This is a genomic window from Mycobacterium sp. DBP42, from assembly GCF_005924235.1.
GTDB classification, from domain to species: domain Bacteria; phylum Actinomycetota; class Actinomycetes; order Mycobacteriales; family Mycobacteriaceae; genus Mycobacterium; species Mycobacterium syngnathidarum.
Map to the genome: position 1 here is coordinate 49291 of NZ_VCMY01000024.1, position 13442 is coordinate 62732.

Sequence of the window (13442 nt, forward strand, 5' to 3'; positions counted from 1 at the left end):
TTCTCCGGCGGCTTGTGATCTGAGTGGGGCGAAGCTATGCGCCTGCTATGTGTTCGTCGCACGTCGAGTCAGGTCGTAGATGGTGGTGTCGTCGACGTTGATCGGGTTGTAGTGGGCCTGCACCCATTCGGCGATCTCGGTGGCGGCCCGGCTGCCGCTGGGGATGTGTCCGCCGAATCGGCCGGCCATGATGCGAGACCGGATGAAGTAGTGGATGGCCCCGTCGTCGACCAGTTCCCGGAACTCCTGAAGCGTCGGCGCCGGATCGGTGCCGTTGAACCCACCGACGGCCATTACCGGTGCGCGCGTGGCCAATTGGTATCCCGCGGCGTTCGATGAACCCACCACGGCCGCAACCCAGCGATAGTGCACGGCGTCCTCCGCCAGGGTCGCGGTCAGCACCGGTCCGGGTTCCGGGGCAGCGAACAGCCCGCCGAAACCGCCGCCGCGCGACGGCCCGACGGACGGTATGGCCCCCTGGTGCGGGCTGGCCGCGGTGGCGATCGAGTACGCAGCCGGGCCGGCCAGGCAGGCCACGACGGCCAGCACCGCAGTCGCCCGGACCATCCGGCGGTCCAACCGCCCCACCAAGAGCAGCAACACCGCCGCGCCGACCCCGCCGACCGACACCGCGACCCGCAGCCACGGATATGGATCGTCGTGGCGGCCCAGTAGCACTGCCGCCAGGATCGCAGTCGCCAGCGTGGCACCCGACATCGCCGTCGCGACACGGATGTCGGAGCGATGCCGCCACAGCAACGTTGCGCCGATGCCGGTCACGGCGCCGATCGCCGGTGCCAGCGCCACGGTGTAGTAGGGATGCACGATGCCGTTCATGAAGCTGAAGACGACCGCAGTGACCAGCAGCCAGCCACCCCAAAGGATCAGGGCGGCACGGGCCGGATCGGTGCGGGCCGCGCGGCGAGTCAGGTAGACGCCGGCCGCCAGGCAAACCAGGGCCGCCGGCAGCAGCCAGGCAATGTCGGCGCCCATCTGCCATCCGAACAGCCGGCCCGGCCCGACATCGAAGTTGAGGTTGCCCAGGCCGCCGGTTTCATCTCCGGTGAGCCGGCCCAAACCGTTGTAGCCCAAAGCCAATTCGATGATGCTGTCATTCTGCGAACCGCCGATGTAGGGCCGGGCCGAGGTCGGCCAGAGCTCGACCAGCACCAGATACCAGCCGCCGCTGACAAGCATCACTGCCCCGGCGGTGACCACATCGAGCATCCGCCGGCCCAACGAGCGGTCTCCGGCGACCACCACCGCCGCCACGAAGGCCGGCAGGACGAGGAACGCCTGCAACATCTTGGCCAGGAAACCGAACCCGACTGCCGCCCCCGCGCCGACGAACCACCAACGGCTGGCGTCTTTTTCGATTCCGCGCTGCACGCAGTACGCGCCCGTCACGAGCAGCAGAACCAAGAGCGCGTCGGGATTGTTGAACCGGAAGATCAACGCCGCCACCGGCGTCAGCGCCAGCACCGTGCCGGCCAGCAACCCGGCCCACGGCCCGGCGGCCCGCCGCACCGCGGCATAGAGCAGCGCCACCGCTGCGACACCCATCAGAGCCTGCGGAACCAGAATGCTCCAGGAGTTCAGCCCGAACAAGCGCACCGTGATGTCGACGATCCACAACGCCGCGGGAGTCTTGTCGACGGTGATGGCGTTGCCCGCGTCGCTGGACCCGAACAGCATGGCGGTCCCGTTCTGCGCCCCGGCTTGTGCTGCGGCCGAGTAGAACGCGTTGGCCCACCCACTGCTCGACAGGTTCCACAGGTAGAGCACGGCGGTCGCGGCCAACAGCACACCGAAGGCGACCTGGTGCGAGCAGACAGAGAATCGCGTTACCGGTGCGAGATTTGTGCGAGTCTGTGTCTGCTCGGCAGGGAGAGCGAGCGTCACCACTTCATGTTTGTCGTGGCCGCTAGGTCTCCGATTGGTCCGTCCTGTGTGTGCGCTGTGAGCTCGGCCGGGGAAGCCGCACCACGAACTCGGTACGACCCACCGTGCTGCTCACTTCGATGGCGCCCCCGTGTGCCTTGACCACCGCGTCGACGATCGCCAGGCCCAGCCCTGTGCTGCCCTCGCGTCGTGAGCGCGACGAGTCGCCGCGGGCGAACCGCTCGAACACGTCGGGCAGCAGCGCCGGCGGTATGCCGGGACCGTTGTCGGCGACGGTGATCAGCACCGCACCCGCATCTTCGTCGTCGGACTTCAGCGACACCGTGACCAAGGTGCCCCCGGGAGTGTGGGTGCGGGCATTGGCCAGCAGGTTCGCCAGCACTTGGTGCAGGCGGGCCTCATCGCCCTCGACGACCACGGGGTCCTCGGGCAGATCGAGTGACCACTGGTGGTCGGGGCCGGCGACGTGAGCGTCACTGACCGAGTCGACCACGAGCCGCGATACGTCGACTCTGTCGCTTTCCAGCGGCCGGCCGGCGTCGAGGCGGGCCAGCAACAGCATGTCCTCGACCAGTTGTGTCATCCGCGTCGTCTCGGACTCCACCCGGTTCATCGCGTGGGCCACGTCGGCGGGCAGGTCATCGTGTCTGCGCTGGGCGAGTTCGGTGTAGCCCCGGATGGCCGCCAGCGGGGTCCTCAACTCGTGGCTGGCATCGGCGACGAACTGGCGGACCCGGGTCTCACTCGCGTGGCGCGCCGAGAGCGCGCTGGCGATGCGGTCGAGCATCCGGTTCAGCGAGGTGCCGAGCTGCCCGACTTCGGTGTGCACGCCTGCCGGGTCGACCGGGACGATCGGCGTGGGCAGCCGCACCTCGCCACGGTCGAGTTCGAGATCGGCGACCCGACGTGCCGCTGCCGAAACCCTTGACAGTGGCGCAAGTTGGTGCCGGATGATCAGGATTCCGGCCACGGTCGCGGCGATGAGTGCGACGGCGGCGAGCACACCGAACATTCCGAGCACCCACAGCAGCGTGTCGTCGACGATGGCAGTCGGCAGGCCGGTGACGATGGTCTGTGGCCCACCGTGGCGTGGGTGCAGGCCGATCAACCGATACCGGCCCAACCCGTCGACGTCGACGGTCTCTGGTACCCGCGTCGCCGGAATCCGCGAAAGCTGTTCAGCCGCAGCTGCGCTGACCTGGACTCGGTCTCCTTCGCTGGTGATCACCCCGGCATCCACCGGCCGGTTCGGCGACACCACGGCACCGACCGTGCGCGCGGCCTGCCCCGGGGCGTTGAGAAATCCGGGGCCGGGCCCCTCTTCGGGGTCGAACGGTGCCCGGTGACGATGTAGACGCATACCCGGGGGCGGCGGGGACCCCGGGGGCGGGGGCGGCAATTCGAAGATCGCCGCCGAGCGACGACCGGCCTCGATCAGCTGATCGTCGAGCTGATTCATCAGAAACCGTTGTAGCGCAAACTCTGTGGCTACGCCGATGCTGATACACACCACAGCCAGCAGGACGACTTGCGTGACCACCAACCGGGCGCGCAGGGACCAGGTTCGCGGTGACCACCACCGGCCGGCGCTTGCGGTCGGCGCAGTCACCTCAGCGCGCGGGGCGGAGAACATAACCCGCACCGCGCAGTGTGTGGATCATCGGTTCGCGTCCGCTGTCGATCTTCTTGCGCAGATACGAGACGTACAGCTCGACGATGTTGGACCGGCCGCCGAAGTCGTAACTCCACACCCGGTCGAGGATCTGAGCCTTGCTCAACACCCGCTTGGCGTTGCGCATCATGAACCGCAGCAGTTCGAACTCGGTGGCCGTCAGGGTGATCGGGTCTCCACCGCGGGTGACCTCGTGACTGTCCTCATCGAGTACCAGATCGCCCACGACGATCTTGGCCCCGCCGTCTTCACTGGTCACCCCGGTGCGCCGGAGCAGCGCGCGCAACCGCAGCACCACTTCCTCCAGGCTGAACGGTTTGGTGACATAGTCGTCACCGCCCGCCGTGAGGCCGGCGATCCGGTCTTCCACCGAATCCTTCGCGGTCAGCAACAGCAACGGCAGCCCGGGGATCTGCTCACGCAGTTTGCGCAGGACGTCCAGGCCGCTCATGTCGGGCAACATCACGTCGAGGACCACGACATCCGGCGGGTTACCCCTGGCCGCGGCTATCGCACTCGCGCCGTCCCCGGCCGTCGTGATGTCCCAGCCCTCGTAACGCAACGCCATCGAGACCAGTTCGGCCAGTACGGGCTCATCATCGACCACCAGGACCTGGATCGGGTTTCCGTCGGCCCGCCGCATGACGGCACGCCCAGACTCGGATTCGGTGCCATTGGTCGTCGTGCCCACCGGCTCAGTATTCTCCCGCTCGCTAGGCCTGGACTGAGCGCTGTCTATGTGCCAGCTGTGAAAGTCGGCAGCCGCTGCCCTAGTTGCCGTACCCGTCGGGCAGTTTCGCCTTCACCGTCGGTTTGGCGAAGGAGGTTTCTGGCTCACTCGGAGCCGTTGTCTCGGTTACGGTTTCACCCGCTCCGGCGGCCGGCATCGGGCCGACCGTCGCCCCGCTGATCGGCACCTCCCCCACCGTCGCGCCGAGCGCTCCCATGCTTGCCAGTGCGATCGCCCCGACACCGGCCATCACGTACTTGGTCCGCTTGTTGCGTTCGTCTGCTGTCACAGCGACCTGCCTACCGCGTAACCAGCGGCGAGAAAACCGGCCGCGTTCCGGGCCCGCTGCCCGAACCAGCCCCGATCAGTGCGGCGTAGCAAATCCCGACGGCGTCGTTGCCGAGACGCTGGGCGTGGCCTCCGACGTGTCCGGGGCCGACGGCGCAGTGGTCTCGGTGACGGTCTGTCCAGTGGTGATCGCCGGCGGCTCGACCCGCTGCGGGGCGCCGGTGAGGTTACCGCCCGCGCCTTTCCCCAGCACCGCTGTGGCTAACCCGCCGATCGCACCGACACCGGCGGAGATCAATTTCAGATTTCGCCGATTGTTTTCCTTCGCGCTACCCATGTGTCTCACCTCCCGCCGCCTCGTATATCCCCGGCAGCCGGCGGTGAAACCACCACCTGCGATCAATGTGTGGTGGCGAATCCCGACGGTGGCGTGTAGCCGCGCATCGCCGGTACCGCCATCGACACCGCGGGCGCGGTGGGCGGCGTGGTCTCGGTGCTGGTCTGGCCGAGGTTCATGTGGGACCCCGACGCCAAGACTCGAGAATCCGCCCCGGCAACCGCGTGCAGGTCCGAGACCGCGCCGAACACGCCCAGCCCCACCATTGCCGCACCGCCGGCCACCGCGGCGATGACTTTCACCTTCTTGAGCCCGCTGACCTTCATGAATCTCAGTGAACGCCCGATTTCTATGTCGAGGCTGTGGCCCAACTGTCAGTTACCCACGTTCCCGGCTGCTTTACCCTGTCTGGCATGCAGCCGTGGCCAGGACCGACCGGATGACGCGCTTTCTGGCGCGCCGGCTGCTCAACTACATCGTGTTGTTGGCCCTGGCGTCGTTTCTCACCTTCACGCTGACGTCGCTGACATTCGAGCCGCTCGACAGCCTGCTGCAGCGCAACCCGCGGCCACCACAGTCCGCGATCGACGCCAAGGCCGCAGAACTCGGCCTCGACAAGCCACTTCCCCTGCGTTACCTCGACTGGGCGACCGGCGCGGTCCGCGGCGACTTCGGTACCACCGTCACCGGACAGCCAGTTTCCGATGAACTGTGGCGACGCATCGGTGTGAGCCTGCGACTGCTGGTCCTCGGTTCGGTTGTGGGCACCGTGATCGGTGTCGTGCTCGGCGCGTGGGGCGCCATCCGGCAGTACCGGCTCTCTGACCGATTCATCACGCTGCTCTCGTTGCTCGTGCTCAGCGCACCGACCTTCGTGATCGCCAATCTGCTGATCCTGGCCGCGCTCAATGTGAACTCGGTCCTGGGCGTGCAGATATTCGAGTACACGGGGGAAACCGCGCCAGTGCCGGTCGGCGGCGCCTGGGACCAGTTCGTAGACCGGCTTCAGCACCTCGCACTACCGACCTTCACCCTCGCTCTCGGCGCCATCGCCGGCTACAGCCGCTATCAGCGCAACGCGATGCTCGATGTATTGGGCCAGGACTTCATCCGCACGGCACGGGCCAAGGGGCTGACCCGCGGCCAGGCACTGTTCAAACACGGGCTGCGGACCGCGCTGATCCCCATGGCCACGTTGTTCGCCTATGGCGTGGCCGGTCTGGTCACCGGCGCGGTGTTCGTCGAGAAGATCTTCGGCTGGCACGGTATGGGCGAGTGGGTGGTACAGGGCATCGCGACCCAGGACACCAACATCATCGCCGCGATCACGGTGTTCTCCGGGTCGGTGGTGCTGCTGGCCGGGTTGCTGTCCGATGTCATCTACGCGGCACTCGACCCGAGGGTGCGGGTGCGATGAGCGACGCGACGACCACCTCAGCCCAGTCCGGTGTGCACACCGAGGAATTCGCCACGCGGCGCGTCCTGGTGCTCCGTCGATTCCTGCGCAACAAACCCGCGGTGGTGTCACTGGTGCTGCTGGTGGTGCTGTTCGTCGGATGTTATGCGTTGCCGCCGCTGCTGCCCTACAGCTACACCGATCTCGATTACTACGCGCTGCAGCAGCCACCTTCGGCGGACCACTGGTTCGGCACCAACGCACTCGGACAGGACATCTTCGCCCAAACCCTGCGGGGCATGCAGAAATCCATGCTGATCGGGGTCTGTGTGGCGTTCATCTCGACCGTTATCGCCGCCACGGTCGGCGCGGTCGCCGGATACTTCGGCGGCTGGCGCGACACCGCGCTGATGTGGGTCGTGGACCTGCTGCTGGTGGTGCCGAGTTTCATTCTCATCGCGATCGTCACGCCGCGGTTGGGCCAGTCCGACCGGGTGTTCTGGCTCATCGTGCTGTTCTCGCTGTTCAGCTGGATGATCAGCTCGCGGATCGTGCGAGGCATGACGCTGAGCCTGCGGGAACGCGAATTCGTCGTCGCGGCAAGGTATATGGGCGTGCGCAGTTGGCGGATCATCGCACGTCACATCCTGCCGAACGTGGCGTCGCTGTTGATCATCGACACCGTGCTCAACGTCGGTCTGGCGATTCTGGGCGAGACAGGTTTGAGCTTCCTGGGTTTCGGCATCCAAGCTCCCGATGTTTCGCTGGGCACGCTGATCGCCGACGGCACCAAATCCACCACCACGTTCCCGTGGGTGTTTCTGTTCCCGGCCGGGATGCTGGTTCTGATCGTGTTGTGCGCCAACCTCGCCGGCGACGGCTTACGGGATGCTTTCGACCCTGGCAGTGGCCGGCTCCGGCGCCGCAAGGGGGCGGCGCGATGACCCGGCTGCTGGAAGTGTCCGGTCTTAGAGTGGACTTCCCGACCGACACCGGCGCCGTACATGCGGTGCGGGGGGTGAACTTTCACGTCGACTCCGGCGAGGTGGTCGCGCTCGTCGGTGAATCCGGGGCCGGAAAGTCGGCCAGCGCCATGGCCGTCGTCGGATTGCTTCCCGAATTCGCCGAGATCTCCGGATCGGTGCGGCTGCGCGGCGAGGAACTGCTCGGATTGTCCGACGCAGAGCTGTCCCGGATCCGGGGAAACACCATCGGGACGGTGTTCCAGGACCCGATGTCCGCCCTGACCCCTGTCTATACGGTGGGCGACCAGATCGCCGAGGCACTCACGGTGCACAATCGCGATCTGGGTCGGCGTGCGGCACGGATCCGTGCGGTCGAATTGCTCGAGTTGGTCGGTATCGCCCAACCCGAACAACGCGCTCGAGCATTCCCGCACGAGTTGTCCGGCGGCGAACGCCAACGGGTGGTGATCGCCATCGCCATCGCCAACGACCCCGATCTGCTGATCTGCGACGAGCCCACCACCGCGCTGGACGTCACGGTGCAGGCTCAGATCCTCGACGTGCTCAAGACCGCTCGCGACGTCACCGGCGCCGGCGTGTTGATCATCACCCACGACCTCGGTGTGGTCGCCGAGTTCGCCGACCGGGCGCTGGTGATGTACGCCGGGCGGGCCGTCGAAGACGCCCCGGTGGCCGGGCTCTACGAACGCGCGCGGATGCCCTACACCGTCGGTCTGCTCGGTTCGGTGCCGCGACTGGATGCCCCGCAGGGCACCCGGCTGGTGCCTATCCCGGGTGCACCGCCTTCGCTCACCGTGGCACCGACCGGTTGCCCGTTCGCCCCACGCTGCCCGCTGGCCATCGATGGATGTGAGGCCGCCGAACCCGAACTCATCGAACTGGCGGCGGATCACCACGCAGCCTGCATCCGCACAGATCATGTGGCCGGTCGCAGCGCTGCCGAGATATACGAGGTGCCCAGGACCGGCGGCGACGTTGAAAGGCCTTCTGCCGAGCCCGATGTGGTGCTGCGGGTGCGAGAGCTGACCAAGACCTACAAGCTGACCAAGGGCGTGGTGCTACGCAGGCAGATCGGCGAGGTCCGGGCGGTCGACAACGTCAGCTTCGACCTGCGCAGCGGCCGAACCCTCGGCATCGTCGGCGAGTCCGGTTCCGGAAAGTCCACCACCCTGCACCAGATTCTGAATCTGTCCGCGCCGCAATCGGGTTCGATCGAAGTGCTCGGCTCCGACGTGGCCACGTTGAACCGGAAGACCAGCCGCGCCTTGCGAACCGAGCTCCAGGTGGTGTTCCAGGACCCGGTGGCCTCACTCGATCCGCGACTGCCGGTGTTCGATGTGTTGGCAGAGCCGTTGACAGCCAACGGAATCGACAAATCACGGGTCAATGACCGGGTGGCCGAGCTACTGGAATTGGTGGGCCTGCGGCACGCCGATGCCAGCCGCTACCCGGCAGAGTTCTCCGGCGGTCAGAAGCAGCGCATCGGGATCGCCCGGGCACTGGCGTTGCAGCCGAAGATCATCGCTCTGGACGAGCCGGTCTCCGCGCTGGATGTGTCCATCCAGGCCGGGATCATCAACCTGCTGCTCGACCTGCAGGACCGGTTCGGCCTGGCCTATCTGTTCGTGTCGCACGACCTGTCGGTGGTCAAGCACCTGGCCCACGACGTCGTGGTGATGTACAAAGGCTCGGTCGTGGAACAAGGGGCCGGGGATGCGGTGTTCGCCGACCCACAGCACGCCTATACCCGCAAGTTGCTGGCTGCGGTGCCACAGCCCGGACCGGCAAGGTGAGTATCCTGCACGTCGCGGTCTCCGCGTCGAAAAACCCGGTCCCCACCGGCGCTGTCCGAGTCCTCACCCCATAGTGGCCCGGGTACCTCTAGCATCGGCGGGATGAACGGATTGAAGATCCGCCGTTTGGCTGTCGCCACCGTTGTTGCCGGACTCGCCCTGAGCGGGTGTTCGGGCGGAGATCAGGAGACCCCCTCGGCCGGCGGTACCGCCGAGATCGGCACCACCAACGACATCAATCCGCAGGACGTCGCGAACCTGCGGCACGGCGGTAACCTGCGCCTGGCCCTGACCGAGTTCCCGTCGAACTTCAACCCGCTGCACATCGACGGCAACACCGGCGATGTCGGCTCGCTCACCAGGCCCACCATGCCGCGCGCCTTCGTGATCGCGGCCGACGGATCGGCGACGGTGAACACCGACTACTTCACCAACGTCGAGCTGACGGGCACCAACCCCCAGGTGGTCACCTACACGATCAACCCCAAGGCGGTGTGGTCCGACGGCACGCCGATCACCTGGGAGGACATCAAGTCCCAGGTCGAGGCCAACAGCGGCAAAGACCCGGCGTTCGTCATCGCCGCGCCCAACGGCTGTGAGCGGGTGGCGTCGGTGACCCGCGGGGTCGACGACCGCCAGGCGGTGATGACCTTCGCCAAGCCGTACGCCGACTGGAAGGGCATGTTCGCCGGCAACGGCCGGCTGCTGCCCAAGAGCATGACCGCGACCCCGGAGGCGTTCAACAAGGCTCAGCTGAACCAGCCGGGGCCATCGGCGGGCCCGTTCCTGGTGTCCAACATCGACCGGGGCGCGCAGCGGATCACGTTGAGCCGCAACCCGAAATGGTGGGGTGCCCCGCCGCTGTTGGACACCATCACCTACTTGGTGCTCGATGACTCCGCACGCATCCCGGCGCTGCAGAACAACACCATCGACGCCACCGGCACCGGCTCGCTGGACGAACTGACCATCGCTCGCAAGACCCCGGGTATCAGCATCCGTCGCGCCCCCTCGGCCAGCTGGTACCACCTGACCTTCAACGGTGCACCCGGTTCGATCCTGGCCGACCCGGCCCTGCGCCGTGCGGTCGCCAAGGGCATCGACCGTCAGGCACTGGCCAACATCACCCAGCGGGGACTCACCGACAACCCGGTGCCCCTGGACAATCACATCTTCGTCGCGGGTCAGCAGGGCTATCAGGACAACGCCGAGTCAGTGGCCTTCGACCCTGAGAAAGCCAAGGCCGAACTCGATGCGCTGGGATGGAAAGTGCCTGAAGGACGCCAATTCCGAGAGAAAGACGGTAAGGAACTCGTCATCCGCAACGTGTTCTACGACGCGGGCAGCACTCGCCAGGTGGCCCAGATCGCGCAGAACATGCTCGGTCAGATCGGGGTGAACCTGCAGCTGGACACCAAGCCGGGGACCGGCTTCTTCAGCAACTACATCATCAAGGGCGACTTCGACATCGCCCAGTTCGCTTTCCTCGGTGACGCCTTCCCGCTGAGCTCGCTCACCCAGATCTACGCCCAGGACGGTGCCAGTAACTTCGGCAAGATCGGCAGCCCCGAGATCGACGCGAAGATCGAGCAGACGCTGGAAGAACTGGATCCGGCCAAGGCGCTGGTGCTGGCCAACGAGCTGGACCGGATGCTGTTCGAGGAGGTGTTCAGCCTCCCGCTGTTCCAGTCACCGGGCAACGTGGCGGTGCGCAGCAGCCTGGCCAACTTCGGAGCCCCCGGACTGGCCGACACCGACTACACCAAGGTCGGTTTCCTCAAGTAGCCGCGTCCGTGCACGTCGAACTGATCGAAGACACCACCGTGCACATGGCTCCGGGGATGTACAGCTGGTGCACCCTGCTGACGTTCGCGTTTCCGGCCGCGATGTCGGGGACCGATCTGATCAACAGCGTCCTGGCCCATCCACGCTACCACCACGACTGCGCATCCCCGTGGACTGGCGTACCCGGCTCCAGGCATGGTCCATACCGGATGGATTCCCTCAAAGTTGATGGCTTCCAGCGATGTTCACATGCCGATGCGGTGGCGACGCTGTGGTCATGGCCCGCGACCAACCTGAACCCGTGGGTCAGCAGCAGCCTGCTGTTGTCGCGCGAGTTGATCATGGCGTGGACGTCGCCGATCCTGGGCACCGCGGACGAGATCTACCGGCTCAGCTTGCCGCGGAAGGACAACGAACATCCAGACGGATGGGTCGTCGGTCTCAACGGGTTCCACGAGTTCATCGCCGTCTGCCGCAACCGGGGCGTGGCCACCGTCATCATCGCCACGGACGATTGATTGCCGCCTCCAAGGCAGTCGCCACCGCGATCGCCGACACCGCCACCCGGATGACACCGCGCGAAGGCAGGTCGTCCAGTTCGTCGGCGGTGGCCGAGAGTTGTTCCGCCGCACCGTCGCGCACCGCCCGGATCACCGCGAACGCCGCCTGCTCCCTGGTATCGAGCACACTGTGCGCCACGGTCGGCATCCGTACCAACACGGCCCCGGGCACCAGTGCGGCGATCCGCTCGGCCACGGCCGGCGGCGTGGTCAGATCCCGGCCGCCGGAGACCACGACCGTAGGCCAGTGGAACTCGGGCAACTCCGCCGGGAGATCGAAGGGCTCGGACTCGAAAGGCTCGTAGAACTTCGCGTTGCCGATCATGTCGGCCATCTCCAGAGCCGGGTCCAGTGGCAACCCATCGGGGGACCCGGCGTAGTTCAACTCACGAAAGGCGATCCGGCCGACGAGGTCGACCTCGTTGTGGTACGGCGCTTTTCGCGTCGACAGCCGGCTCAGCCGCGCCAGTGCCGACCACACCAGGGTGCGCCCGCCCAACAGCAGATCGAGCTGACGGTCCAACAGCGCGGGGCCGCCGAACCCATACAGCAGGCCGGCCAGCTCTCCCCCTCTGGGGGCCAGTACCCCGTCGGCAACCAGGCGCCGGACCTTGGGGGCCAGGTCCGCGGTCTCGGGATCGGTGCCTTCCCACAGCAGACCGCGGATGGCGCTGCGCATGGCCTCGATGTCGGCGGTGGACAGCAGCGGCGAGTCGAGCACCATCGCCGCGATCCGGTCGGGGTGGCGCACCCCGAACCCGGCGGCGACATAGCTGCCGTACGACGTGCCGTAGAGCACCGCCTCGTGCACGCCGGCGTCGTCGAGCACCGCGGCGATATCGTCGACCACCTGCTCGACGGTGATGGCCTCCCTAGGCAGATCGGCCCCCGCGTCGGTGTGCCGCGACATCCCGATTCCCCGGTGCTCGATCATGATCACGTCGAATCCGGCGGCAGCCGCACGCCGGCGCAGCGCCCGGTAGGGCTGGATCGAAGCCACACCGGGACCGCCCGGGATGATCACCACCGGATGTGCAGACTTACGCCCGGCCCGTACGTAGAACAGGTCGAAATGCTCGTCGGAACCGGGAATGACCGGGCGTCGCACCGCCCGCACCCCCGGTAGCGCGGCGAGCTTGTCGTGCACCCGTCTGCGCTTGGCGTTCATCGTCATTGCGGTCCATTGTGCCGCGCAACACTCAGATCAGATAGATGGTGAGGATCGACACAAACAGCACCGCCAGCCACCCGTCGGTGGCGAGCTTCAGCCATCTCGGAGCGGTCCGGACCTCCATGAACTGCCGGATGATCAAGCGGGACTTGACCAGCGTCAGGGCCAACACCAGCGCGGTGATCGGCACGCTGGGCCGCAGTGTCTCCGAGTACTGGGCCGGCGCCAGCCACCAGGATCCGACGGTGATGGCGATCAGCAGCAGCCAGGTCTGGGTTACGGCCTTATCGGTCATGCTCACCTCATCACGTACAGCAGGCCGAAGATGATCACCCAGAGCAGGTCGACCATGTGCCAGTAGATCGCGCCTGCCTCCACCACCGACGCGCGGCGGCGAGCCGGGTTGCGCAGCTCCCGCACTATCACGCTCAGAACGATGAGCCCGATCAGCACGTGGATCAGATGCACGCCGGTCAGGACGTAGTAGAACGAATAGAACATCTCGGAGTTGGTGTGGCCGGCGTTGATCTTTACCACCCACTCATAACCCTTGCAGGCCATGAACATCAGGCCGCCGACACCACCGGCACAGATGAGCCGGATCGCAGCCTCGTGACGTCCGGCGCGGGCCGCCAGCACCGCCCGGGCCACCAACCAGGAACTGGTCAGCAGGATCACGGTGTTGAGGACACCGACGGTGATGTCGAGATGTTGTTGAGCACGCAGGAATTCGTCTGGGTGCATGGTTCGGTAGATCATGAAGACGATGAAGTAGCCACCGAAGATGACCAGATCACCGAGCACCATCACCCACATGTGCCC

14 protein-coding genes are annotated in these 13442 nt (G+C 66.5%); 5 read left to right on the forward strand and 9 right to left on the reverse strand.

Translation table 11 applies throughout. From position 1 onward, the window contains the following. Positions 1-45 precede the first annotated feature (45 nt). The 6 genes from E0T84_RS20335 to E0T84_RS20360 all read right to left on the reverse strand — a co-directional run bounded on the left by E0T84_RS20335 (position 46) and on the right by E0T84_RS20360 (position 5255). Positions 46-1902 (reverse strand): glycosyltransferase family 39 protein, encoded by a 1857-nt coding sequence (locus tag E0T84_RS20335; protein WP_249383695.1) that lies wholly within the window; start codon positions 1900-1902, stop codon positions 46-48. A 22-nt stretch (positions 1903-1924) separates the two neighbouring features. Then, positions 1925-3535 carry a cell wall metabolism sensor histidine kinase WalK gene (locus tag E0T84_RS20340; RefSeq protein ID WP_138745336.1) on the reverse strand — a complete coding sequence of 537 codons (1611 nt, stop codon included), beginning with the start codon at positions 3533-3535 and terminating at the stop codon, positions 1925-1927. After that, on the reverse strand, positions 3513-4217 hold the full coding sequence (locus E0T84_RS20345; protein ID WP_070188687.1) for a response regulator transcription factor: 705 nt from the start codon (positions 4215-4217) through the stop codon (positions 3513-3515). Before E0T84_RS20345 ends, E0T84_RS20340 begins: the two co-directional genes overlap by 23 nt. A 127-nt stretch (positions 4218-4344) precedes the next feature. Then, entirely contained in the window at positions 4345-4593 is a 249-nt protein-coding gene (locus tag E0T84_RS20350; RefSeq protein ID WP_234998556.1) for a hypothetical protein, read from the reverse strand. 75 nt (positions 4594-4668) lie between these two features. Further along, positions 4669-4929 (reverse strand): hypothetical protein, encoded by a 261-nt coding sequence (locus tag E0T84_RS20355; RefSeq protein ID WP_234998555.1) that lies wholly within the window; start codon positions 4927-4929, stop codon positions 4669-4671. A 62-nt stretch (positions 4930-4991) separates the two neighbouring features. Further along, a complete protein-coding gene (locus tag E0T84_RS20360) occupies positions 4992-5255 on the reverse strand; it encodes a hypothetical protein (RefSeq protein WP_070188679.1) in 264 nt (87 codons plus the stop codon). A gap of 113 nt (positions 5256-5368) precedes the next feature. Between E0T84_RS20360 and E0T84_RS20365 the strand changes: the two genes are divergently transcribed. The 5 genes from E0T84_RS20365 to E0T84_RS20385 all read left to right on the forward strand — a co-directional run bounded on the left by E0T84_RS20365 (position 5369) and on the right by E0T84_RS20385 (position 11407). Then, a complete protein-coding gene (locus E0T84_RS20365; RefSeq protein ID WP_070188678.1) occupies positions 5369-6346 on the forward strand; it encodes an ABC transporter permease in 978 nt (325 codons plus the stop codon). Then, positions 6343-7269, forward strand: a complete 927-nt coding sequence (locus E0T84_RS20370) for an ABC transporter permease (RefSeq protein WP_070946986.1) — start codon at positions 6343-6345, stop codon at positions 7267-7269. The genes E0T84_RS20365 and E0T84_RS20370 overlap by 4 nt, the downstream gene beginning before the upstream one ends. Then, on the forward strand, positions 7266-9104 hold the full coding sequence (locus E0T84_RS20375) for an ABC transporter ATP-binding protein (protein ID WP_070946985.1): 1839 nt from the start codon (positions 7266-7268) through the stop codon (positions 9102-9104). Before E0T84_RS20370 ends, E0T84_RS20375 begins: the two co-directional genes overlap by 4 nt. A 102-nt stretch (positions 9105-9206) precedes the next feature. Next, positions 9207-10889: an ABC transporter family substrate-binding protein gene (locus E0T84_RS20380; protein ID WP_239252908.1), complete on the forward strand. Its 1683-nt coding sequence runs from the start codon at positions 9207-9209 to the stop codon at positions 10887-10889. Positions 10890-10897: 8 nt separating this feature from the next. Then, entirely contained in the window at positions 10898-11407 is a 510-nt protein-coding gene (locus E0T84_RS20385; protein WP_070946984.1) for a hypothetical protein, read from the forward strand. On the opposite strand, the gene E0T84_RS20390 is transcribed toward E0T84_RS20385, so the two are convergent. Genes E0T84_RS20390 through E0T84_RS20400 form a run of 3 tightly spaced genes read right to left on the reverse strand, consistent with a single transcriptional unit; the run spans position 11388 to position 13436 of the window. Beyond that, positions 11388-12623 carry an alpha/beta fold hydrolase gene (locus E0T84_RS20390; RefSeq protein ID WP_138745337.1) on the reverse strand — a complete coding sequence of 412 codons (1236 nt, stop codon included), beginning with the start codon at positions 12621-12623 and terminating at the stop codon, positions 11388-11390. The genes E0T84_RS20385 and E0T84_RS20390 overlap by 20 nt on opposite strands. 25 nt (positions 12624-12648) lie before the next feature. Beyond that, positions 12649-12915: a cytochrome C oxidase subunit IV family protein gene (locus E0T84_RS20395; RefSeq protein WP_070188673.1), complete on the reverse strand. Its 267-nt coding sequence runs from the start codon at positions 12913-12915 to the stop codon at positions 12649-12651. A 2-nt stretch (positions 12916-12917) separates the two neighbouring features. Then, the gene (locus tag E0T84_RS20400) at positions 12918-13436 is read right to left on the reverse strand and encodes a cytochrome c oxidase subunit 3 (protein WP_234998559.1); all 519 of its coding nucleotides are present in this window, start codon (positions 13434-13436) and stop codon (positions 12918-12920) included. Between the last annotated feature and the right edge of the window lie 6 nt (positions 13437-13442).